We start from the raw sequence: 22942 nt of genomic DNA, 5'->3' as shown, positions 1-22942 counted from the left end.
GCGGGAAGCCGGGCACCACCTGTTGGCCGGCCAGCCCCAGGTGCTGCAGCAAGGGCGCGCTGGCCATGCGCCCGCCAGAACTCGTGCGCGGCGCCATCGAACACGAATACTTCGAGCGCACGCTGCGCGGCACCTTCATGGCCAGCGCGCCCTTGCTGCAGCACCTGGGGCTGGCCGGCCAACAGGTGGTGCCCGGCTTCCCGCAGCTGATGCGGCCTTGCGACATCGACGGCCACCTCGTCTACCACCTCACCACCTTCTTCGAGAAGGGCGGCATGGTCACCGTGTTCGCCTTCGACAAGGCGGTGGCGCTGACGGAGGGCAGCGGCTGGTGGGGCAACGTGCACTGGAAAGTCATCACCTCGCGCGACGGCAAGCCGCTGGTGCTGGTGGCGCAGAAGAAGCAGGCCCTGGCCGTGGCGCAAAGCCAGTTCGGTCCAGCCACCGACATGTCCCCACCGAATTCCACACCGACCCCCAAGGAGACCCGATGAACAAGACCTTGAACTCGCTGCCGCGGCGCCAGATGCTGGCCGGCAGCGCCAGCGCCCTGGCCGCGGCCGGCCTGGCCACTTTCACGCGCGGTGCCGCCGCGGCTGGCGAAACCCCAGTGGCCAGCGCCACGCCCAAGCCGCTGCCCGCCTACGTGGCGTGGAAAGACCCGGCCAGCGTCATCGTGCACAGCAGCACCACCATCGAGACCAAGCGCGCAGCCTTCGGCAGCGGGGTCATCACGCCGGCCGAGCAGCTCTACATCCGCAACAACCTGCCGGCGCCCGACGCGTCCATCGTCGCCGACCGCGACGCCTGGCAGGTGGCCATCGAAGGCGTGAAGGCGCCGCGCATGCTGACGCTGCGCGAGCTGAAGACGATGGGCGTGGAGACGACCGCGATGGTGCTGCAGTGCTCGGGCAATGGTCGCGGCTACTTCCCCAGCAAGCCCAGTGGCACACCCTGGCAGGTGGGCGCGGCGGGTTGCGTGATGTGGACCGGCGTTCCGGTGCGCGTGGTGGCCGAAGCGCTGGGCGGCGTCGTGCCGGGCGCCGGTTACCTGACCGGCACCGGCGGCGAGAAGCTGCCCGAAGGCCTGGACCCGCTGAGCATCATCGTCGAGCGCTCGGTGCCGGCCGCCGCGATGGCCGACGCGCTGCTGGCCTGGGAGATGAACGGCGTGCCGATCTCGCTGGCCCACGGCGGGCCGCTGCGCCTGATCGTGCCCGGCTACACCGGCGTGAACAACATCAAGTACATCAAGCGCCTGGCCTTCACGGCCAAGGAAACCGAGGCGAAGATCATGTCGCACGGCTACCGCATCTCGCCGCCGGGCGGCAAGGGCGAACCCAGCCAGCCGTCGGTGCAGGAGATGACGGTCAAGTCGTGGATCAACTCGCCCGCACCCGACGCAGCTGGCGTGAGGGCCGGCCTGGTGCAGGTGCAAGGCGTGGCCTTCGGCGGGCTGAACGGCATCAAGCGCGTCGAGGTGTCGCTGGACGGCGGCAAGACCTGGAACGACGCGCGGCTCACCGGGCCCGACCTTGGCCGCTATGCCTGGCGCCAGTTCGTGCTGCCGGCCAGGCTGCCGGCCGGCAGCCACACGCTGGCCAGCCGCGCCACCGACACGGCAGGCAACGTGCAGCCCGAACAGCGGATGGAAAACGCCGGCGGCTACAACAACACGAGCTGGGCCGACCACGCCGTGAAAGTGACGGTGGCCTGATCATGCGCAGCACCATCCAGCAGCGCTTCATGTTGCATGCAATGAGGGTCGCGTCGGTGCTCGTCGCCGGCTTGGCGCTGCCCGTTCTACCCGCGCTGGCGGCCGACGACAGGGCGCAACTCGCGCTAGGGAAGAAGCTGTTCCTGCAAGGCGTCGTCCCGTCGTGCGCCGTTTGCCACACCTTGCAGGCCGCGGGCGCCGAGGGCGCCGTCGGCCCGGTGCTGGACGAGTTGAAGCCCGACGCTGCGCGCGTGGCGAAGGCGCTGCGCAACGGGCTGGGCCAGATGCCTTCGTACAAGGACAAGCTCACCGATGCAGAGATTGAGGCTCTGTCGCTGTATGTGTCGAAGGCCAGCGGGGGTGCCAAGTGAGACTTCAGGTGGGTGGAATCTGTGGTGCATCCCCACCGATAAAGGCTCGTCCGCGCGGGCCGCAAGACGCTGACTGGCACCGAAACGCAGGGCATCTTCATCGGTCGCCGCCGTCGGCAGCGACTGCTTCTCAACTCCTCGACAGACTGGATTGGGTCGTATGCAGCCAAGTGGCTATCGGGGTTGCAAGCGCAATTGAGTGTCGTTAGGCTGATCGGTGTGAGGTGCCAACATGCAGAAACCAATCTTCTTCGGCTTCATCGCTTTAGGTGGTCTGGTTGGCCTGTTTTCCGCCGCAATGGATGATTGGGGAACGATGGTGGTCATGAGCTGTATCGGGATGCTCTTTGGCGCGGCTCTTGGTGGTGCATTGACTCGCGTTGGCGGAAGGGGGCGGAACTCAAAGCGGGACGCCGATCCGATCCCTGGGATGGGAGTGACGTCGGAGGATCTAGCTGCAAATTACTGGCGCGACAAAGGGCATCCGCCTTTCATGAAACCACCAGAAAGAGACTTGAACGCGAACGGCACGCATGATGATTCGGCCTGACTATTTTTTGAGAAGATCTTTCACAACGTCTGCGGCGTTTTCGGTGGTTGCTCCAGCGTCCTTGACGACTTGCTTGCCAGACCGCTTTAGCAACGATCTTTTGGATGCCAGAGTTCCATCTTCGTTCTTGACAATCTCTGCCTTGGCATCGAAACCGGTTTGATCCGCCTTTGCCTGTGATCGAACCTCTGTGCCTCTGGCCTGAACCTCTTGTCTTGTCGATGAGGGCTCAGGGGCGGGGGCTGGTTGGCCTGCACGCGCAGACTTGCCGAAGCGAGACACCTGTCGATCATTGCTTCGATGGCGATCATCGAGCGCCGGATTCAACGCCGTGTCGGCCTTTTCTTGTCGGTGTTGAACTTGAACGTCCTCAAACGAAGATGGCAATGCTGTGCCATCGGAGAACACCCGATTGGGCTTGAGTGACTGCCTTGCCAGTTCTGAGGCCATCAAGGCCTGAGCCGCTTTGCTGTCGCCCCCGTATTGTTCTGCATAGCGAGTGAACATTTCCAGGTTGTGTGGATCCTGCGCAAGGTCGATGGAGATGGTTTCGCCCTTTTCATACGCGGAGGTTAGGCGCTCTGACAGTGCGGTGCGTTCAGCAAGGCTCGCCTCCGCACGTTCAGATCGCGTGGCCGTGTTCATGAGCCTGGATGCAGTGTCCCGGGCCTCTCGGGAGTCGCTGCTGATGGTGTTGATGAAGCTCGAATCTCGGGAGACTCGGTCACCGAATTGCTTGAAGTCGGCTATTTGCTCGCTGGTCAAACTGCTCAGCACCTTGCGTTCATCGGCGGATAGGCCCGACAGGTAGCTCTTGTCAGCGCTGGCATTGGCTTTTGCGCCAGCGAAGCGCCCGTCAACGCCCACATGTCCAGACGCACCAAATGCGATGCGCGCTACCTGAGACTGTGAAAGCCCTGTGCTGTCGGCGATGCCCTTGGAGATCTGGTCCAGGCGATTGAGTGTTTCTCCAAATTGCTCGAAGCTGCTGGACGTGGATCCGCTGCTGCTGCGGCCAGAGCGAAGGCTGCTCAGTCCTCGCGTGAATGCTTCGGAGAGGGCTGCGGAGCGATCCGAACTGGCAGCCAAGGCTTCGCTGCGTGCCGCAGTGACCTGCCTGCTCGCATCAGACACATCCTGTTCAGACACCCGCATGGATACCACCCGCGAAGCAAACCCCTGGTTGCGCAACAGGCTGACGGCAGTTCTCCCAGTCAGGCTGTTCGACGAAAAGGTGTTACCACTCAAGTCGCTTTGCCAACTGCTCATGAACGCCGAGGTTCGGTTAGGTGCCAGTTGTGCCTGGTCCATGGTGACATTGCCCATGTTCATGTTGCCGGTGGCAGCAGACGCTGTGCTGCCGGTCAGCATGCTTTGCAGGCCGGACAAGCCACCCACCAGGGCGGTCCCGACACCCTCCATCTTCTTCAAAGCCGCCCAGGCAATGACAGGAATGCTGATTGCAAGGTAGCCCACAACAGCCTCACCTGAGATGGCGCCCGAATAGATCGTCGAGGCGGTTCGCAAAGACAGGGCCTTGGTGCCCGAGCCGATGTCTGAAGCCGCAGCCAGATCGTAGGCCGCGTAGATGGACGCCATGTAGTTCAACACCGCGTACAGCGGGGGCCACAGTTGGATCCAGATCAGGATGGCGGCGTAGCCTTTGAAGGCCAGCATCGTGTCGCGCCCGCTGGTCAGCTGCAAGAGCAGCACCATCAAGGGGAACATTGCGTAGGTGAGCGCTTCAATGACGTTGCGGAACACGGGCAGGGCTTGCTCGGCCACCTTGCCGTTGTTGATCCACGCGGCGTTCTGCTGAGCGACGGCTTGTGCTCGGCCAACGGCCAGCACCATGGCCGCTGGGTCGTTGACCTTCTGTCCGACGATGGTGCTGGTGTCGTTGATCGCATTGAGCATGGCACTTTGGCGGATCAGGTCGGCAGCGGTGGTGGCCGCATCGGCGATGTTGTTCTTGATGTACGCCTGCTGAATCTGGTTGGCGATGACGGCTGCGGCTGCGGCACCAGGCAGGGTGGGGTTCAACTCGAAGGCCAGGCGACCCTGAATCTGGTTGATCTGCGCTGGCAGTCGGCCATTGAGGTTTGTGTAGATGTTGGGGCAGGTGTCCACATCGATGCCCGCAGCGCTGGTGACCGTGCTGAAGCGCGCAGGATTGGGCGTGGCCATGAGGGGCCAGACATCTGCGGATGTCGAGAACACGGCAGGACCAATCGTTCCGTCGATGAGGTCATACATCGTGCAGTTGTGGATGAAGTTGATCAGGTCGGTGCGGAAGTTGGGATCCTGGAACGTCACCTTGCTGGTGCTCCTGATCAGCCGGTTGCCAAACATCAGACCGTTCTTCTCGTAGGTGAGTTCGCTGGGCAAGGCGCCTGGGCCGGGCATGGTCTGGAAGGCGGTTTCGAACAGGCTTGTCAGGGTGTGGCCAATGGTGCTGGTGATGCTGCCGAGCATGACCATGCCGAAGGGCACGTTGGCCACGACCTTGACCGGGGCTCCGCCTGTCTTGTCCACGATGCCCACGGTGGCCCTGGGCAGGATCAGGATGGAGAACACCAGCAGCACTGTGCCCAGCCACTTCCAGCCTTGCAGCTTCTCAGGGGCAAAGGCGTAGGCGATCAGGGCGGCCACGAAGCCGCAGAAAGCCACGGCGGCAACGGCCGACATGTAGTCGCCCGAGGCGTGGATGGCCGCTGCTGCATTGAAAACGCCGAACAGGCTGTCCGCGTTCTGGTAAGCGTAGATCTCCCACATGGCATCCCCTGTGGTCGGTGAAGGTCAACGAGCCATGTAAGCAGCCTGCTGCCCAAGCATGTCCATCACGTGCTGCGGCATGCTGGATCGCAATTGCCGCTCCAACTGTTCCAGGTGGCTGGAAACTGCCCGGTAAGAGCCGACCTTCTGATACAGGAGGTTCTTCTCTTGAGAGAGTTGCTGCAGCATGACCAGGGCGCGTTGACGAATCTGGACCGCCTGTTCGCGCTGTGTCTTTTGCAGTTGATAGTCCTTGTCGAGCGCAGCCAAGCCGACGCGCAGATTGCGCTCCAGGAACACATAGGCATAGTCCGCTGCGATCACGTCGCGGTATTGGGCGATGAGGCTGTCTGCCAGGCCCGATCCTGGGATGGTCGCGCCCACCGACAGCATTTTGTAGACCGGCTCGGTGGTCTGGTTGACGAAACCGACTTCTGCCGAGTTGTTGGGAATGGCGGTCCGGGTGGCGATTTTTTCCGCGATGGAGCGCATCAGTGCCTCGACTTTGGCGGTGAATGGCGTGTGTGTGTAGGTGGTGTTGAGGGTCACGGCATCACAGTTCACGTAGTCATTGCACTTGAGCAGGTGCTGGGTGACGTTCACGCCAGCGCCAGCACTTTGCCCATAGAGCAACTGGCTGATCGAGGTGAGTGTTGCGGCGATGGGTTCCGGGTCGCGGGCGGCTTCTTCCGGGTGGTAGATGACGGTGCCCACCATGCTCATGATCAGTTCACGCTCCTGATCGTCCAGGGAGACCCCGGTGTACTTCAGGGCCTTCCAGGTCAGGTTTCCCACGAAGGGCGCCTTGTTGCGCACGTTGGCATCGCCTGAGGTGCGGGCCGAAGCGAGGATGCTGGGCCGGTCGGAAGCGCAACGCCTGCGTGCCGCGTCACGGTCGCTTTCCATGCCCATCTCGATGGCGAGGTCAGCGCAGGTCTCCTGCGAGCTGTAGCCCGTGGCCTCGGCCGCCGTGCTGACGATGGCTTTGGCTGTTTCGCAGGAGTTGATGCGGGCGTTGTTGATCCAGGTCTCCAGACCCTTGGCCCATTTGCTCAAGCCACCCAGGAGTGGTGAGACGGCTTCCAGTGCAAGTTGAAAGGCGATGCCCGGTAGGGCCGCGGTGATGTTCTTGAGCATGTTCTTGAACTCGGTGGCCGAGATGTGCGAGAACGATCCGCCGAACACATCGATGCCACCGCAGCCCGCCTTGGCGCTGGGGAACTGAATGGCGGCGAGTTGGTAAACCTTGTTGGGGGAGCGCATGAACAAACTGCCGCCGGTGTAGGTGTTCATGGTCTGACCACGGAAGGCGCCAGGTGCGGTGTAGTTGCCAATGGCCCCCAGGTTGTTGAACATGCTGTTCACTTCGGCATTGAGGTCCCCGGCGTGCAGAGGCAGCGGCGATGCGATGACCAGCACGGCCATCAGGGTGGCGACTAATCGTCTCCAGAGCGGTGCCGTCGGCGTGGGTGTCTGAATCATGATCTGCTCCTATTGAAGAACGACTTGCCTGTTCACGCTGGGCAACATGGCCTGGGCAGCAGGTGTGCTCACCGTGGTGATGCGCTCCAGCAATTCGGATTCGGACAGCACGCCAAAGCCAATGGGTGTGATTTGCCCGGTGTAGGGCTGGGCGAGAAACACCGCTGGTACCTGGGTGACCTTCAGGGTGTTGGCGATGCCGTTGTCGGCTCGGGCATCTGCAAAGCCAGGCATGGGGCCGCCATCCACGCTGATGGCCACCACCTTGATGCCGTGGCGCGCCTCGAAGGCCGTCAGCGTGGGGGCGAAGGCGTGGCAGTACGGGCAGTCACTGCGGAAGAAGAAGAACAGGACGTGGTCCTTGCCCTGTGAGGTGATGGACTGGGAACGGCTGAGCAACTGGTCCCGGTCGAACACCTCCAGCGCCTTGGCGTTGACTGGGCGGCCATGTACGGTGGGGTCCAGCTCCGGTGTGGCCCAGGCGACGCGCTGGGCGACGTCGGCGAAGTAGGACGCTCTGGCCACAACCTTGGCCTCCAGTTCCATGTAGCGGCGCACATTGGCCTCGGTCGGCCGCATGATCGCAATGTTGCGGTAGGACTCGACAGCCTTTTGCAGTCGCTCGAATTCGACCAACTCTGGCGCTCTGGCCGGGCGGGTTGATGGTGTCGGGGCCGCTGGTGACGTGGGCGGTGGCAGGGCGGGAGTCTTGGGTTGAGCCTCAGGTGTGTCGCGTACCTCGGGTTCGGGGTCTTCGTAGAAGTGCCATCCTCGCCATGCATCTGACCAGTAAGGCGCGGCAATGGGCTCGTCCAGCTTGGACGAGGCTTGCGCTTGTGCCTCGGGCGCTGCGTTGAGGCAAGCGAAGGCGAGGAGGGCTATGCTGGCAAGGAGTCTGAAAAGACCTGAGCGAGACGCCCATGACGGGCGAGATGGGCGAGGCATGTCAATCTCCTCATTGCAGCGACTTGGGCGGCAAGCCATCGAGGCAGTAGTTGATCCCGAACTCGATGGATTGTTTGCGAGGGGCCTGGGCACCAGGCAACCAGACACCGTCTTGCCAGAAGGTCACCTTCAGGCGGCTGCAACCAGGCTGGCGGTAGCGCTTGTCGGTGGTGACGTCGATGGAGATGGGGGTGTTGGCCTTGAAGCGCTGGCTGATGGCGTCGGCAGATTCGCCTGTCAGCGTGCCGTGCGCCTGTCCGTCTGGCGCTTGCAGTGCCATCACCATCAGCACCCTGGCGTCCTTGACAGGCATGCGACCGACGAACGGATCGGGCGATCGCTCAGGCGTTTGCGTTTGTGTTTGTGCTTGGCAAGTCAATGCAAATGCCATCGCCATCGCCGTGATGGCATTGAACTTGATCGGTGTCCTGAGATGCTGTGTCATTGGCAACGCCCCTGTCCGTAGTAACAGTTGGGCACCTTGGCGCTGTTGCCGCTTTGGATGGCACCCAGGTTCGGGATGTTGGGCACGATGGAGGCGTAGAACTCGGTGAGGTCCATCGCTGCGAAGTCCAGGCTTTGCAGCTGAGGGATGGTGAAGCCCGAGCAGTCCGGGTTCTGGCCGCTGCCCCAGCCCTTGCCAATCTGCATGCGCCCCTGCTCATTGACTATCCGGGCGAGTTTGCTGTTGAAGCAGCATTTGCCTGTGGTGTGCTCCAGGCACGACACGCAGGCACCAAGAACGCGAAGACACGATGAGCACCATGACCCCGTGGCGTGGCACAGCCCCGCGCCTTCTCTCATGGCCAGCTTGCCCTCTTCTTCATTGCAGGACATCATCGACATGACGATGTAGATCAACACAGCGATGGCCAGCGACCAGGGGTCGAACGCGACCACCATGCTGTCGCCTGCATAGAGCACCGACGATCCGGCGGGCAGAGCGGTGCCGTTGACGGCCACGGTGACGCCGTAACTGGTGAAGGAGCCGCTGAAGCCGCCGCTGGTGAGCAGTGCGGACATGCCCTGGTAGATGAACTCCCGGTTCTCGGAGTTCATCAGCACGTCGTAGACCAGGCGTGAGCCCACACCGAAGGTGCTCTGGTTGCTCATCCCAGCGCCAGCGCTGTCCGAGTCGCAACAATCTTTGAACAGCCGGTCTCGGCAGTGGTTGCCTTCGCCCTTGAAAACCTGCATCAGCTTGGTGTCCAGGTACACACCGGCTTCTCGGGCGGCTTCCAGCATCGACATGGAGCGGGCAAAGTCCGCGTCGTTCGTGTAGCTCGTGTTGAAGCAACTGTCACCCAGACAAAAGACATTGGATGGGCAGTTGGTTGCTGTCGTGATCGTTTGGGCGCTGGCCGGGCAGGTGTAGCTGTCCTGGTAGACCTCGCACATGCCTGTGGCAGCGTTGGTTTGCTTGCATGTGCTGCTTCCCAGCGTGCAGCCTTGGCTCAGCAAGGGGGCGCATTCGTCTGTGGGGGCACCGGATGTGCAAGACAGGGTGCGCTCGTAGGACCAACAAGCGCGGGTGACGACTCGGCCATCGATCACCTTGGTGGCGGGGCCATCCACGCACCTGTCGGCTGTGGTGACGGTGCAGCGTCCGCCTGCTTCGAGTGGGGCGCTCTTGTCATCCCAGACATCGGTTTCGATGTGGTTCATGGTGGGCTGCTGGAAAGACAAGGGGATGCTCCAGCCAGAAGCGCCGACCAGGCTGGCCGCGCCCGCATCCTGAGCGCAGCGGGTCTCTGTGCGGCTGACCACGATAGAGGGGCCGCTGTCACAGCCCATGCGGGGGCGGGGCATGGTGAGCGTGAAGCAGCGATCAGCCGGCCCCGAAGATTGAACGCGGCTGGACCAGTAGGCCTGCAACTGGTCGCCGCGCACGGTGCCGGTCGGGCAGGCATAGACCGGCGTGCCGAACTGGAAGTTGTAGTTGCACTGGCCAGATGAACAGCCGGATCCAGGCATCATGACCACCTTGAAGGGGCGCCAGCAATGGCCACCCCAGTGTGGTGAGAGGTCGGTGACGAACGCGGGTTGCGTAGCTGGCGTGCTGGGCAGTTCGAGGTTTTGCCACCCGATGCAGGCGCCGTTGCCACCTGCCGCATAGAAGCGAAATTGTTGCAACTGGTCGGTGCGGATGCGGCACTGGGCCTCGGCCACCATGTAGTCGGCACCGTTGCGATTGGCTTGACCATGCGCAAACCAGTCGCCAGCTGTGCAACTGGGGACGAGTTCGACTTGCACCGTCAGATCCCGCCGGGTGGCGTAGTTGCCCACACCGTTGTAGCGTTGGCACTGTTTGGTGACCGCGCCTGCTGGTGTGGTGACGTCGGCGGTGGCGCAGCCGCTGTAGTAGGAGGAGAGGCTGCCAAGGGCGAGAGACGGGTTTGCGGCGATGTCCCGCGCGCCCATGACTGCGGGGTCGTAGGGCGAAATGGCAGGGCGTGGCGTGTTGGCCGAGTTGAGCGCGCCGCGTTGGGCCTGGCACACCGGGTCATCGGGCGTGCTGGTGCAGGCAGTGAGGCGCGCGTTGGCCGGGCCTGACAAGCTAGGTTGGCCGTAGTAGGCCGCCTCAGCGGGCGTGCGGGTGTATCCCGGCACATTGGCCGTTGCATTGGGGGTGCTGACCGTGCCCCGAATCACCGGGTTGGCCGCTTGACCGGCGGCGGTGCCTTCTTCGTGTGGCCCAGCCAGTGCCATCGTCTGCGCCGTGACGAAGCACCAGAGGGTGAAGCAGGTGACGAGTCGGCGCAGCATGACGATCCCTAACCCTTTAGCCGTTGGATGAAGGCGCCGACATCCTTGCTGAAGCGGGGTGTGCGGTGCTGAATGTGGCCCAAGGCGTAGTCCAGGCTCACGTCTCCGGCCAGGCGGACATGGTCATTGGGCGGCGCACAACTGCCTCGACCACCATCACCACAGGGCGTGCCGTCAGCGCCCTCACGCACCAGCACAAAACTGGGTACCTGTGTGATGGCGTAGCGCTCGAAAGCTTGCGGGTCGATCTGGAAGGCCACCGACTGACCTGCCAACAATGCCTGTGTTCGCGCAACGGTGTCGCGCAGGGAGCCATTTAGCAGGCCTCTGATCAGCAGGGATGCCTTGGCACGTGCCGCTTGGCTGACCAGTCTCTTGAGCGTGGCCTCGGGCATCGACAGGCTGATGAACACCATCAGGATCGGGCCACCACTCATGTCCTTGCCCACCCCGGTGCCGGGGGGCTGGGCGGTTTTCATCTGCAGGGCGTAGGCTTTGGACAGCGCTTCGAGGTCCACAGGCGCTTTGACTTGAGGCTTCGGTAGCGCGTCAATTCGAGGTCCCGCTGTGTTGGGCACACGTTCCAAGTCAGCGGCGCTGGGCACGCCGTGCGCTTTCTGCGCGCGCTCGATGTCCTGCTCCGTGATGGTGGGTTGCGCGCGCCTGGCCCGAGCCATGTCTGCTTCGGTGATGACCGGCGTGGTCTGGGCCTGCGCGTGCAGCGCAAGCAGCATGGACAGGCCAAGACCGAAGCCCCAGCGTGAAGGTTGATGGAAGTCAGAAGCCGACACAGCAGTTCCTTTTGCGAAACAACATGAAGGCGAAGTCTTCGCCGCGCACCGGGTATTCCTTGCCGGCCCCCCAGATCACGGTGCTGCGCCCGAAAGGCTGGCAGCACCTGCCGCCGTCCTTTTCGGTGTTGGGGATGGGGTAGGTGAGTTGTGTCTTGTAGGCCGTCTTGTCCATGACGGGCTCGAAGTAGGGGCCACACAGGCCGGGCGTGCCATGCCATCCCCAGGCGATCAACTCGCGGTGCATCTTGGTGGTCAGGCGCTGGGCCAGCAGAACGGCCGTGCGAACACCGCCCAAGTGGTAGGGCACTTGGCCATCCAGCGGGTAGATGCCGCCCTGGCATCCTGCGCACCAGAACAATTCCTTGATGCCAAAGCCCTGTGAGGCGGCCACGCAATCGGCGGCGCAGGCGGCAATCGCGATGGGGTTGGCGAACAACACCGCATCCGGGTTGAGGATCAGGGTCAACTCGTCGTCGTTCCACAGCGGATCGACCTCGGTGAGATAGGCCAGATCGAAGCTGCCCTTTTCCAGGCAGGGAAAGTCGGTCACGACCTCCAGCCAGTACAGCATCGGGTTCACGTAGAAATGGGCCTGGTAGAAACTGCCGCCATCGCCGTCGCCTTCAGCGTGGGTGAAGCGGGCGGCTTCCGGGGCGGGCAGGCCCGGGTTCAGGTCGATGCCGCCCAGTGAGGTCAGGCAGAACGGCTTGCGCACGACTTCGACATGGCGAGCCGGTTCCCAAAAGCCGATAGACAGACCGATGACCGGGTTCACGCCGCAACTGCACACAGGGCTGCCTGGGTTGGCAATGTCTTCCTGGCCGCCGAAGTTGGCGATGGGGATGCTGCCCAGGCTGATGGGCAGGATGCAGCTCCAGCAGATGTCGGTGACGGGGTTGGGGAACTTGCCTGTGCAGGTGGCGATGCCCGCCGCGTGGCTGTGCTGGCTGGTCATGGCCAGCAAGCAAATCAACAGGATCGCCGCGATGTGATCCCACGATTGACGCCATCTTGCTTTTGGGGTGGATCGGGTCATGGTGTCACCTCCAACTCATCCACGCGCAGGCGCTTGCCTTCCTGCGAGACCAGAGCGGGCACCTGTGCGATGCCCAGGCGCCGGGTCAGCACACCTTGCTGGTCGTAGTAAACCGGCGTGCGCCAGGCTTTCATCAGGTCCAGGTAGGAGCCAGCTGTCAGGATCGCCTTGAGCTGGCCCTGGTAGCGCTGGATCAACTCCCGAGCGCGGCTCACCTGCCGTGCATCACGGGCGTCGAAGAACAGCAGGTGTCTGGACAGGGACACCACGTCCAGCGGGTTGTGGCGCGAGCCAGCGGCAAACATCAGGTGCCCCTGGGGATCCAGGATGTTGCGATCCAGCGTGAAGCTGGGGTCGAAGTAGAAGGTGCGCGGCTGTTGCGTGGTGCGCAGCCCGGCCACAGGCTGTGGCTGGCGCACGGCCTGAATGCCGCGCTCACGGGCTTGGTCCTGCAGTCGAGCCAGTTCGCCATTGGCTTGCTTTTCTCGCAGGCGTTGCGCAATGAACTCCAGCAGGTTGGCTTCGCTGATCGGATAGGTCGGACCGATGCTGCCCAGGTCCACGCCCCAAGCGCATGAGCCCGCACCTGTGCATGCCATGGTCAGCAGGCAGGCCATCACCATCAACTGTGGGCTCTTGGGCTTCATGGCTGACCCCGAGCGTCGCAACGGATGCGTTGAGCGAGTTGGCTCAGCAGGGCATCACGCTGCGCCAGTTGGCTGGGGTGGCTGGCGCTGACCATGCCCATGAGGACCGGGTCACCGCTGCCCTGGGCAATGGCCTTGCGCAACGCCAGCGCGGTGAGGGGCCGCCCGCAGCGTTGCGCGAACGCACGCAAGTAGGCTTGAGCGCCGTCGCGCGCGGCAGGCGAGATTTGCGCCAGCAGTGCCAGGTAGTCCTCCAGAGGCACATCGTCTGGCGTGGACGCAGGCGTGCTGGCGCTTTGAGTGACTGGGCTGCTGTGGGCGCGACTTTCGGCCAGTTGCTGGGCCGGCCGCTTGGGCGTGGTCTGGGCCTGAGCGTGGGCTGCAGATGCCAAACCAGCGATCCAGATGCACAGGATCAAGCGAGGCGCCGAGTGGCGCACGTCATTGCGGCCATTGCGGCACTTGCGGTGTTGCTGGAGGTGGCATGGACAGGCTTGCATGTCATGTTCCTCAGAACAGGGGCCGCACGAGCCCGATGACCTGCTCGGCGCGGACCAGACCGCTGCTGCGGTAGCGCGAGTCAAAGCTGTCGGGGCTGCTGCCCTGGACGTAGTAGCTGCCCGGTGGGATCACCGTGGGCTGAATGGGATCGAGCCCACGGTGGTCGAAGGTCTGAGCCTTGGCATGCCCCACCGACTCGCCGTTGATCAACACCATGCGGTCTTGGACGGTGATGGTGTCACCGGGCAGGCCCCTGACCATCTTGAAGAAGGGCTGACCGCGCAGGCCCGGGTAGTGCTGCTGTGCATCGCCAGCGAAGGCGAACAGGATGTAGTCACCACGGTGCAAGGCGGGCGGAACAGTCTGTTTCCAGCTCACGCGATAGGCGACACGGTAGGGCAGGCTGGGCGTCCAGTTGAAGACAATGGGCAGGCGTGGGGTGGGATCCAGGAACAACCGGACGTAGGCCAGCGCCCAGATGGCGAACACCGGAAGGTAGAGATACCAGCGGCGACGCATGTGGGCCAGTTGGTCGCAAAAGGATTGCCGGGCTTGGCGATAGCTGCGCACATGCCAGGGCACGGGCGGCGGGATGCGGACGATCTGCAAGGTCATGGCATCCCCACTTTCTGGCGCAACTGAGCGGTCAAGTCCACGGTGTGCGGTGTGGGCCCGGCCACAGCGCCTTTGAGTACCACCAGGCATGCGCAGTCGCGGGGCAATTCCTCCAGCGCAATGGGCAGGCGTTGGGCGAAGGTGCGCGCCATCAGCATGGCGTTTTGCCGATCGTCTTCCGAGCCGGCCTTGGTGAGCAGTTGCGTGAACTCGGCTTCCTTTTGCCGGTACACCTCGGCCACATCGACCATGCCGATGCGCAGCGCTGGGCGCACCACAGTGCGGTCATAGAGCAGCAAGGCGGCAGCGACCACGATCAGGGTGAGCAGCGACTGCACCAGGGCAGGGATGAGGCTGATCGCTTTCATACGGTGTGCCCCCGGCGCCGCAGCAGTTCGGTGATGGCTGCATCGATGCTCAGACCTTGCGCGCGCAGCTCGTCGATGGGCGCGTTGTCCTCCAGCTTGTTGGAAAACAGCAGGTGCGTGGCCGGATCCAGGATGTTGCGCGCCACCCCTTCGCCCACCGGGGAGGAGATGTACAGCTCGGAGTACACGCCCGCCTCGGTCCTGAGCGAGTTCAACAAGCGCTTCTTGGGCTCGTCCATGGTCAGCCTGCCCTTGCGGTCCAGCATCTCGATGGATTCGGGCTTCTGGCGCAGCAGGAACACCCAGTCCGAGCAGTTGAACGCAGCTTCCATCTGGGCCGAGCCATAGAAGTCGTCGGCGCTCTGGGTTGCCGTGCCCAAGGCTCCGCCGTATTTGCGGGCGCGCCGGGCCGCTTCCTCGATCACGGCGGCCTTGACGGGGTCATCGGCACCGATGTCGCCGAGTTGCTGCTTGAGCTCGTCAATGAACAGCACCTTGCGCCGGTTGCGGCTGAGGTACATCTCGCCGGTGATCTGGTGCAGCAGCAGGATGTTCACAACGGCGTGCAGGTCGGGGCGGCGCTTGAGTTCCTCGTTTTCGATGACGATGAAATCGTTGCTGAAATCGACGTTGCTGGGCCCCTCGAAGAAGCGCTCGTACTGGCCGCCCCGGGTGTAGGGGTTGAGCATCACGGCCAGGTCCTTGATGCGCTGGTCGTTGACCAGGCCAAGGGCTTCGATGTTGCCGGTCTTGAAGGCCTCGCGCAGGGCCGTGATGGTCAGGTCGTTGCCGTGCTCGGCGAACAGCTTGAGCACCATGGCCGAGATGGCCTTGTACTGCACCTCTTCCAGCGTGTGCTGCATGGAGCACATCTTGGAGATGGCCGGCACCAGCATGTCGATGTCCTCGTGGATGTCAACGATGTTGGTGAATGGGTTCAGGCAGATGTCCACATCGGGGCGGAACTCGATGTAGGTGCCCTTGGCCTTGCGGCACAGCTTCTCGAAAGAGCGGCCCAGGTCCAGCATCCAGACCTTGGCGTCGATGGCCCGGTAGGACCAGGCCATCTCGTTCATCAGCACGGACTTGCCCGAGCCCGGTGCGCCGATGATCGCGAAGTTGTAGTTGCCCAGGTCGTTGTCGAAGATGTCCAGGGTCATCAGCTGCCCACGGCGCCCGCCGAACACCAGGGCAGGTGTGCGTGTGCCGCGCCACTCGGCGATCAGGGGAGCCAGGTGGATGGCGTTGGCCATGGTCTTGCGCGAGACGCGACGCATCTTGGCCAGGTCGCTATGAAAGCGTGGCGTGAGGGTCATGGGCAGGCTGGCCAGCAGCGCCTGGCGGTGCATGTACACGTCGGCATTGAGCTGAAAGCCCCGGCCACGCCAGATGGCGTTGGCCGCTTCGTGGGCCGCCACGGCCTTGCGCGGTGGCGAGAAGATGGCCAACTGGTGGTAGAGGCTTACCAGGCTGCCGCCGGTGTCGATGGCCTGCGCGGCGGCCGTCCAGTCCTGCAGCTTCTTGCCCACGTCCGGCATCACGTCGGCCATCTTGCTCTTGGCGTTTTGCGTGGCGCGCACATGGTTGGCGGTGACCGTGGCCTTGGTGGCATTGGGGTCGAGCACATGCACGCCCATGGTCAGCAAGAATGGCGCGCTGTACTGCAGGGCGGGCTGCATCAGGTCGCCGATCAGCGAGCCCATCTGCCAAAGGGCGAAGCGCTCAGGGAAGGACTTGATGGAGTAAAAGCGCGCCTCCAGTTCATCCGATCCGGTCTCCTTCCACAGGCGCAGGCCGCTGGGGGTGGGGTCCTGGATGGTGTCGAAGTCGATGATCTGGTCGCGCAGTTCGCGCCCGTCGTCGTAGTGCAGGTCTGGCGCGTCGGTCTGCGAGATGCGGTCAGGGTTGGTGAACAGTGCGCACCAGTTGATCAGGTCGGCGGCATCGCAGACCCGGTTGGGCAGGGAGGCCGAACGCAGCGTGGATGCCATGGACTCGCGCTGGGCCATCACCTCTTCGCGCCTGGTCATGTCCTGGGCGTCACCGGGCAGGGTGACGCTGAGCATCAGGCGGAAGTCCCGGATCGTGTAGTGAAAGCCCGAGGTCAGCGAGGACTGGGCTCCCCGCAGCAGGTGGCCTACGCGTTGGCGGGCCAGGGTGTGGAAGAGGTTGTCGTTGCGGGCAGGTCGCCCCCAATGCTTGGCCTTATCTGCCTGGTCCTCGTCTTCGACTCGCAAGTTGGCATAGCGGCGCAACTGGCCACGCACATGGGGTGAGGCGAACAGGTGGAACTGGATGCCCGCGCCCGTCGGGCAGTTGGCGTACAGCGAGATCAGCACCTCGGCCATGCGTTCATCCGCGCCCGACTGCGGCATGACCTCCAGCATGAAGCCCAGGCTATCGCGGTTGACGAAGATTTTTTCGTCTGCGAGGTAGGCGGAGTAGGGCAGCCACGCGGCGAATTGCTCTGCCGGTGTGTCTGGTGGCGCGCCCAGGCCCATGGCCTCGAATAGGCCCGGGCGTGCGGGCCTGCGCACGGTGCGAGCCGCATCCATGGAGACGCTGGCTGCTGTCGTGATTGTTGAAGTGGCTGTGGGGGTGGGCATGGCGCAACCTTTGAGGGAGGTTCAGTTGCTGGGGTCAAGGCTGTCGGTAGGCGGCAGCAAGGGGCCGATGTCAGGACTTTCCGAGTTGTCCGGGGCGTACGGAGACGGGCGCTGCTGGCCAACGGGCCGCACGGGCGAGGTGCTCTGTTCTGGCGTGGCAGGTTTGACGGTGGTGCCCATCGGAGGTCGTATGGGCGCATAGGCGTCACGGATCTGGCGATGTGCGTGGTCGATCAGCCACTGACCCGCATCGATCTGGACATAGACATAGCCCTGGTCGTAGAGGTCGCGGTCGGCGTCTTCCCAGGGCTTGAACCACAGCCTCAGGATCCGGGCCGATGAGCGCAGGGGCAGCGCCAGGCTGGGGGACTGAGCCACGGGCGGGACAGTGGCTTGGGCGGATGCCCGCGCTGGTGCAGGGCGAGGCTGTGGCGACCCGGGTGCGGGATTGGTACCTGGCTCGCCATGGGATTTGGCGGCCAGGCGGCGCTTGGCCACCTGGGCGGGCAGGTTGTCCTGAACTGCGTTGGCATAGGTGCCCGACACCGAGGTGCAAGTCACCCCGTCCGGGGCTTTGCAGGCGTAGTCGGAGCTGCCGCCCAGGCCGGAGAGGTTCATGCAGCCCGACAAGCTCAGCAGCAAGCAAGCCAGAAGCCAGATCGGGCGTGCGGAGTGGACGCGGCTAGCGAGGTGACCGTGGGCGTTCATGGCTGAACCTCCGAGGTGGCCGGTTTCAGGCGGGCCTGGATCACCTGGTGATCGACGTAGCCTTCGGTGCGGCTGCCATCTGCCCAGATCAGGGTGGGCGTGGCTTGAACACCCAGGCGTTGCGCCAAAACCAGGTTGCGGGCCACGGGGTGATCGCATCGCGCTGGGGCATTGATCGCGGTGGCATCGCCCTGCACCATGTAGCGCTGCCAAGCTTGAGCCCGGTCAGGGGCGCACCAGAGGGCGATGGGCTTGGCCTCACCCTGAAAGGGCAGCATGAAGGTGTAGACCGTGACGTTGTCGATCCGGGCCAGCTCAGGCTCCAGTTGCTTGCAGTAGCCGCAGCCCGGGTCGCTGAACACGGCGATCTGCCTCTGGCCGTTGCCGCGCACGGTCTTGATGGCGTCAGCGAAAGGCAGTTGGTCGAAGGCAATTGGCGTGGATGCCGGTGCTGAAGTTGCTGCTGTAGGCGCAGCGGGCGCCATCGCGCCCCGCCTGGCCGCCAGGGCCATTCGTGGCCCGGTGAGGTCGGTCATGGTCTGTGTGTCAAAGACATGGCCGAACACGAAGTAGCGCGGCTGGCGGGCCGACACATAGGCCACGTTCCCGTTCATCCAGACTTCGTACAGTCCGCCAATGGGCGAAGGCAGCACCTGGGTGAAGCGCGTGCTGGGGTTGGCCTTCCTGAGTGCGGCCAGGAGGCGGGCCTCTTCAGATGGCGGAGCGCCCGCCCAGGCGATGCCATTGACCAGCATCGTGAACAGTGCCCAGATCAGCGTCACGTCCTGAAGCCTGCCTCGCAGAGGCGGGCGCATGTCAATAGTTGTCATCATTGGCGGCTTTCAGGTAGCGGTCTTCGGGGGCGGGCTCAGCCGAGCGCGACAGCGTGCGGGAGGGGGTGCCGCCGGTACGGGTGTAGGCGTTGGCCGACATGGGCGCGTCGATACGCACGCCCTTGGTGATCACCACATCGATCTCGCGGCTGGCATCGATTTCGATCACCGGAAACGTGTTCTCGGCGAGCTTGATGTAGTACTGAGCCAGGCGGTCCAGGGCCTTGCCGACACCGGTGCCGATGCCTGCGCGGTAGGCGTCACTGCTGTTGCCACCGCTGCTGGCGATCGTGCCCAGAGCAGAGGTGCTGTAGGTGGTCGATGAAGTTGACAGGCCCTGGCCGATGCCACTGACCACGCCTGCCAGAAGGGCGTTGGCCAGCATCTGGCCTTGTTTGGTGACCAGTCGCCCGCGCATGCCCACCTTGCCGTCTTCGCCATAGACGCTGCCCTGGATCTTGACTTCCAGCGTGGCGCCGTCCGGGCGGACGCAGGACAGGTTCTCGGTGCGCAGGTAGGCTCGCTCCGAGCTGATGTCGCCGTAGCCTGCCGCGATCACGAAGCAGTCCCGGTATTCCCCCCGAAAGCGGTTGGGCAGGACCGAGTTGTCCGAGAGCCGGATCAGGACCGGATGCGGGTTGGACTGGGCCTGCCCGCCCGTGGGGGCATCCAGGCCACCAAGTAAGGTGCCGCGCGTGAAGCTGACGGGCAGGAAGGTCGAAACGGTGCGGGTGTCGGCTGTTGACGGTGATCCAGGCGTGGCATTGTTTGTGGTGCTTGCCGTGGCGCCTGTTGCAGCGGCCTTGGCCGATTCCCGGTCCACCAGAGAAACGCGCGTCAACACCGGGGCATTGAAAGGCATGTCCTGCGGTGCCATGCCCGGATCACCGAGGGGCATGGCACCTGCGGGCGATGTGCCGGGCGGCAGCGGTGGGGGAATGTTGATGCCCTGCCCATGAGGATTTGCATGGGGCAGAGCGGTGGACGCCGGAGGTGGTGGAAGGGGCAGGCTGGATGCCGGTGGCATCGTTGGGGGCGCGGGCGTGTTTGACGCTGCCGCAGCGTTGGGTGCCAAGGACATGCTGGCAGCCTGGCTGGCCGAGGTGAGTTTTTGCTCCAGTTCGGCAAAGCGTTGCATGGTACGGGCCTCGAAAGCTTGTCGGTCCTTGTTGAGCCGGGTCTGCTCATCGCGCTCGTTCTCGTACTGCGCCAACTTGCGCCCTGCGGTGCCCACCCATTGGTCTACCGGGTTGACCTGCTGTCCCGGCGGCATCACCCCGATGTTTGTGACCGTGGCAGGCTGCGCGCTGCCGTTGTTCTTGGCGTCTGCGGTGGGCGAGCGCGTGTCGGTGAGGGCGAAGATCAGCCACAGCAGGCCGACACCACATACCAGGATGGCGGCCAGGGTGACGTACTGGCGTTGCCGTGGAGACAGCCTTTGAAGGGCACTGCCCACGGCCCCCTTGATGCGGTCGAGCAAGCCGGTGACGCTCCCATTGGCTGCTTGGTCGAAAGGCGTGTTCATCGCGTGGCCTCCTGCCGGATCACGAACACATTCGTGGTCTCTCCGGGTTGCAGGTTGTAGTTCTCGATGGACACGCCCATGACCTGGGCACCTTCGCGGTCAAATTCCTGCTCGGCCAGCACCATCAAGGTCGGGCTGATGTTTTGCAGCAGGTATTTCTCGCCGACCAGGCCTCGCCCTTCATAGCGACGCATCAGGGAAAATCTCGCTTCGAGCCACAGGGGGACGAGGCGGTTGACCTCCTCAACGCGCACCTCGGGAGGCACTCGGTCAGAAGCCATCGCCACTAGCAAGGCCTTCATGGCTCGGATGTGGTTGGCCGAAGTGCCCAATGACATACCCGAGGGACTTGGGTTCGCGTTGTCCAGCTTCAGCAGCCTGGCACTGGGATCCCGGATGACGATGGTGTCTGCGGGGGTGTCCGAACGATGTAGCAGCAGGGTGTAGGTCGCCTGGGCGCTGGAGACGAACAGGTTGATGGGCTTGCTGGACTTGCCCACGGGTCGGAGGTAGACCTCGCCCTTGTCCTTGTCGCATTCGAGGACCAGTTCACCCGTGGGGTTGATGGCCGGACTGTTCTGGCTGTTGTTGGGGGGTGGGGTTCCGTTGGCGCAGTTGCTCGAATAGATGTTGCCGAACACATCGGTGATGGGCGCGCCATCGATGCGGATGCGCGTGGGCTCCTTGATCGACACCATGGCCTCAACGGAGACGCCGTCGCGGGCTTCAACCAACTGGAGCGCCCTGACGAGGCTTGGTGCCGTTGCCATCCCAACGGCTGTCACCAGGGCCAGCAGCAGGTTTGTCAGCGAAGTGGAGGGCTGCTGGCGTCGCTTGAAATCAGCTCGCATTGGGAACCTCCTTGAAGGTCTTGAGGTGCATGCGTGCCCCGTTGAAACTGAACTCGATCAGGTAGGCCTTGAGGTCGTTGGCGGTTTCGAAGCCATTGACCAGGGTGCGCAGTCGGCCACGCACCACGACGCTTTGCTTGTCCTCGCTGGGCACCAACTGCTGCGGCATGAACATCGTGCTGGCGTTGATGCGCTTGAGCCGCTCGGCCTCGACCTCCTGCCGGGTCTTGAGCGGGCCGTATTGGTCGGGCTCCACATAGCCGAGCAGGATGTTTTTCTTCCAGTCGATCGATGAGGGCGTGACGTCCAGCACCAGCCAGGCCATGAAACCACCCATCTGCTCCAGGTATTCGCCACTGGCCTTGTCTCGGCTGACCCAGAAGGTCTTGTCGATCGTGGGTGGCACGACCACCGTGCGCACCGTGCCAATCAGGTTGAGGATGACGAGCAGTGCCACAACATGCCCCGAAGCCAGTACGCCCACCGCGAGCCCCAGGCTGCGGTTGCGGCGACGCATCTCCTTGATGTCGCTGTTGAGTCGCTCGAAGTCCATGGCGTGCTCCAGACTCAGCCGACCATGCGGCGGATGTGCGAGGGCGGGGTGGCGCGCATCGCGGTCATGGGGCTGGGCGGCAGGTGCCAGTACAGCCAGTGCATCGCGAAGGCCTGGTGCTTGTCGGCCTTGATGCGGGCGATCCAGCGCGACAGGAAGATCCCCGCACCTGCGCAGGCCGCAAAGGCCAGCTTGGTGCCCGACAGGTAGCCGACAAAGAAAAAGAAGATCACCGGGGCGGCCACATCGATGTCCCAGAAGCCGATCTTCCAGGGGTCATCCAGGCGACGGGGGATGTAGGTGTCGGCTTGCATGTCAGGCTCCTGCAGGTTTGGGCTGACCTCAGACGACGGCGCCCATGATGGCGCCCGCGATCACCAGGCCTACCGCACCGAAGATGGCCAGGCCCACGTAGAACAGCACCGGCCCGAAATTGCGCAGGGCCGACAGCGAGATCAGGGCGACCACGAAACCGACGAAGCCGACCAGGGCCTTGACGCTAGGCCCCAGCGCGGAGATCTGGGCGAGGGCGGATGTCAGCGGCCCGGTGATGCCGGTGAACGCCACCAGGTCGAGGGCGAAACCAGGCATGGACAGGCCCAAGCCCAGGGTGAGCATGGCCAGCGCCGAGGCCACACGCCAGCGCTTGTGTGTGGGCTTGCCGGTGACTCGGGCACTGGATGGGTTGCTTTGCTGATCATCCTGTTGGACAGTTTGACGAACAGGGACGAAGGGATGGATGATGGCTGTGCGCATGGGAATCTCCTGGCTGGGTTGCGCGTCAAGGCCTGACGCAGGCGGGGGCGATCCTGCGAACGTGTGAGCACGTCTCAGGAGGGGGATGCGGTGGGCGACGGGCTCACGGGTGAGGGCCATTGGTGTGTCATGGCCCACCCTCGGATGAGGCTGTGAACACGACCTCAACGCGACGATTGCGGGCTCGGCCCTCAGGTGTGTCGTTGTTGGCGATGTAGCAGCACAGGCCTCTGGCATCGATGCGGATGTCATTGGGGTGTGAGGGACTGATGCGCTTGATGTGATCTCGAACGGCATCAGCCCGAGCTAGCGCGATGGCCTGATTGGGCGCATCAGGGCCGACGTTGTCGGTGCGTCCCACGATGAGCACACGCTGGGCACGTCCCAGGGCCTTGGCTGCGCTGTTCAGCAGGGTCCGGTGTACAGGTGTCAGCACCGCACTGTCGTGTTGGCGCCGACCGAAAACTGAGCCACTTATGAGGGGTGTGCCGATCTAAAACTGAGCCAGGTGTTCAACCTACTCTGCTGCTTTTTGATGCAGCG

The 22942-nt window shown here is 63.7% G+C and carries 24 protein-coding genes; 4 read left to right on the top strand and 20 right to left on the bottom strand.

The genetic code is table 11. The annotated features are described in order from the left end of the window. The 4 genes from QZ994_RS09780 to QZ994_RS09765 form a co-directional block, all read left to right on the top strand. The coding region (locus tag QZ994_RS09780) for a hypothetical protein (RefSeq protein WP_290871240.1) at positions 1–494 on the top strand (494 nt) is incomplete at its 5' end. Next, a complete protein-coding gene (locus QZ994_RS09775) occupies positions 491–1717 on the top strand; it encodes a sulfite oxidase (RefSeq protein WP_133611084.1) in 1227 nt (408 codons plus the stop codon). The genes QZ994_RS09780 and QZ994_RS09775, both read left to right, overlap by 4 nt. Before the next feature lie 2 nt (positions 1718–1719). Continuing rightward, a complete protein-coding gene (locus QZ994_RS09770) occupies positions 1720–2088 on the top strand; it encodes a cytochrome c (protein WP_133611083.1) in 369 nt (122 codons plus the stop codon). Between the two features lie 232 nt (positions 2089–2320). Beyond that, a complete protein-coding gene (locus tag QZ994_RS09765; RefSeq protein WP_290871239.1) occupies positions 2321–2638 on the top strand; it encodes a hypothetical protein in 318 nt (105 codons plus the stop codon). Here the strand turns inward: QZ994_RS09765 and QZ994_RS09760 are convergent, their stop codons facing one another. From QZ994_RS09760 to QZ994_RS20020, 20 genes are all read right to left on the bottom strand, one after another. Next, entirely contained in the window at positions 2639–5413 is a 2775-nt protein-coding gene (locus QZ994_RS09760; RefSeq protein ID WP_290871238.1) for a conjugal transfer protein TraG N-terminal domain-containing protein, read from the bottom strand. A 24-nt stretch (positions 5414–5437) separates the two neighbouring features. Beyond that, a complete protein-coding gene (locus tag QZ994_RS09755; protein WP_290871237.1) occupies positions 5438–6895 on the bottom strand; it encodes a conjugal transfer protein TraH in 1458 nt (485 codons plus the stop codon). 9 nt (positions 6896–6904) lie between these two features. Continuing rightward, positions 6905–7840: a conjugal transfer protein TraF gene (traF, locus tag QZ994_RS09750; RefSeq protein ID WP_290871236.1), complete on the bottom strand. Its 936-nt coding sequence runs from the start codon at positions 7838–7840 to the stop codon at positions 6905–6907. Positions 7841–7850: 10 nt separating this feature from the next. Continuing rightward, positions 7851–8153 carry a hypothetical protein gene (locus tag QZ994_RS09745; RefSeq protein WP_290871235.1) on the bottom strand — a complete coding sequence of 101 codons (303 nt, stop codon included), beginning with the start codon at positions 8151–8153 and terminating at the stop codon, positions 7851–7853. A 128-nt stretch (positions 8154–8281) separates the two neighbouring features. Beyond that, the gene (traN, locus tag QZ994_RS09740) at positions 8282–10606 is read right to left on the bottom strand and encodes a type-F conjugative transfer system mating-pair stabilization protein TraN (RefSeq protein WP_290871234.1); all 2325 of its coding nucleotides are present in this window, start codon (positions 10604–10606) and stop codon (positions 8282–8284) included. Positions 10607–10614: 8 nt separating this feature from the next. Next, a complete protein-coding gene (gene trbC, locus QZ994_RS09735; RefSeq protein ID WP_290871233.1) occupies positions 10615–11340 on the bottom strand; it encodes a type-F conjugative transfer system pilin assembly protein TrbC in 726 nt (241 codons plus the stop codon). Positions 11341–11383: 43 nt separating this feature from the next. Next, a complete protein-coding gene (gene traU, locus QZ994_RS09730; RefSeq protein ID WP_058085878.1) occupies positions 11384–12436 on the bottom strand; it encodes a conjugal transfer pilus assembly protein TraU in 1053 nt (350 codons plus the stop codon). Continuing rightward, entirely contained in the window at positions 12433–13083 is a 651-nt protein-coding gene (gene traW, locus QZ994_RS09725; RefSeq protein ID WP_083505688.1) for a type-F conjugative transfer system protein TraW, read from the bottom strand. Before traW ends, traU begins: the two co-directional genes overlap by 4 nt. After that, positions 13080–13583 (bottom strand): hypothetical protein, encoded by a 504-nt coding sequence (locus tag QZ994_RS09720; protein ID WP_218929772.1) that lies wholly within the window; start codon positions 13581–13583, stop codon positions 13080–13082. The genes traW and QZ994_RS09720 overlap by 4 nt, the downstream gene beginning before the upstream one ends. Before the next feature lie 10 nt (positions 13584–13593). Then, positions 13594–14199, bottom strand: coding sequence for a conjugative transfer signal peptidase TraF (traF, locus tag QZ994_RS09715; RefSeq protein WP_109036386.1), 606 nt, complete (start codon positions 14197–14199; stop codon positions 13594–13596). Then, complete coding sequence (locus QZ994_RS09710; RefSeq protein WP_035033915.1) at positions 14196–14567, bottom strand: hypothetical protein; 372 nt, start codon at positions 14565–14567, stop codon at positions 14196–14198. The genes traF (QZ994_RS09715) and QZ994_RS09710 overlap by 4 nt, the downstream gene beginning before the upstream one ends. Continuing rightward, positions 14564–17173, bottom strand: a complete 2610-nt coding sequence (gene traC / locus QZ994_RS09705; protein WP_290871232.1) for a type IV secretion system protein TraC — start codon at positions 17171–17173, stop codon at positions 14564–14566. Before traC ends, QZ994_RS09710 begins: the two co-directional genes overlap by 4 nt. A 21-nt stretch (positions 17174–17194) precedes the next feature. Beyond that, entirely contained in the window at positions 17195–17881 is a 687-nt protein-coding gene (gene traV / locus QZ994_RS09700) for a type IV conjugative transfer system lipoprotein TraV (RefSeq protein ID WP_109036390.1), read from the bottom strand. Continuing rightward, positions 17878–18711, bottom strand: a complete 834-nt coding sequence (locus QZ994_RS09695; protein ID WP_290871231.1) for a DsbC family protein — start codon at positions 18709–18711, stop codon at positions 17878–17880. The genes traV and QZ994_RS09695 overlap by 4 nt, the downstream gene beginning before the upstream one ends. Further along, a complete protein-coding gene (locus QZ994_RS09690) occupies positions 18698–20239 on the bottom strand; it encodes a TrbI/VirB10 family protein (RefSeq protein WP_290871230.1) in 1542 nt (513 codons plus the stop codon). The genes QZ994_RS09695 and QZ994_RS09690 overlap by 14 nt, the downstream gene beginning before the upstream one ends. Then, positions 20236–21090, bottom strand: coding sequence for a type-F conjugative transfer system secretin TraK (locus tag QZ994_RS09685; protein WP_290871229.1), 855 nt, complete (start codon positions 21088–21090; stop codon positions 20236–20238). Before QZ994_RS09685 ends, QZ994_RS09690 begins: the two co-directional genes overlap by 4 nt. Then, entirely contained in the window at positions 21080–21643 is a 564-nt protein-coding gene (gene traE / locus QZ994_RS09680; protein ID WP_109036397.1) for a type IV conjugative transfer system protein TraE, read from the bottom strand. The genes QZ994_RS09685 and traE overlap by 11 nt, the downstream gene beginning before the upstream one ends. A 14-nt stretch (positions 21644–21657) precedes the next feature. Further along, a complete protein-coding gene (gene traL, locus QZ994_RS09675) occupies positions 21658–21957 on the bottom strand; it encodes a type IV conjugative transfer system protein TraL (RefSeq protein WP_035033923.1) in 300 nt (99 codons plus the stop codon). A gap of 28 nt (positions 21958–21985) precedes the next feature. Continuing rightward, positions 21986–22399 carry a hypothetical protein gene (locus tag QZ994_RS09670; protein ID WP_230179380.1) on the bottom strand — a complete coding sequence of 138 codons (414 nt, stop codon included), beginning with the start codon at positions 22397–22399 and terminating at the stop codon, positions 21986–21988. A 127-nt stretch (positions 22400–22526) separates the two neighbouring features. Then, positions 22527–22835: an OmpA family protein gene (locus QZ994_RS20020; RefSeq protein ID WP_367172284.1), complete on the bottom strand. Its 309-nt coding sequence runs from the start codon at positions 22833–22835 to the stop codon at positions 22527–22529. Between the last annotated feature and the right edge of the window lie 107 nt (positions 22836–22942).

It is taken from the genome of Aquabacterium sp. (assembly GCF_021768455.1).
In the GTDB taxonomy this organism is placed as follows: domain Bacteria; phylum Pseudomonadota; class Gammaproteobacteria; order Burkholderiales; family Burkholderiaceae_C; genus Aquabacterium.
This window is presented reverse-complemented; position numbering and strand designations above follow the sequence as displayed.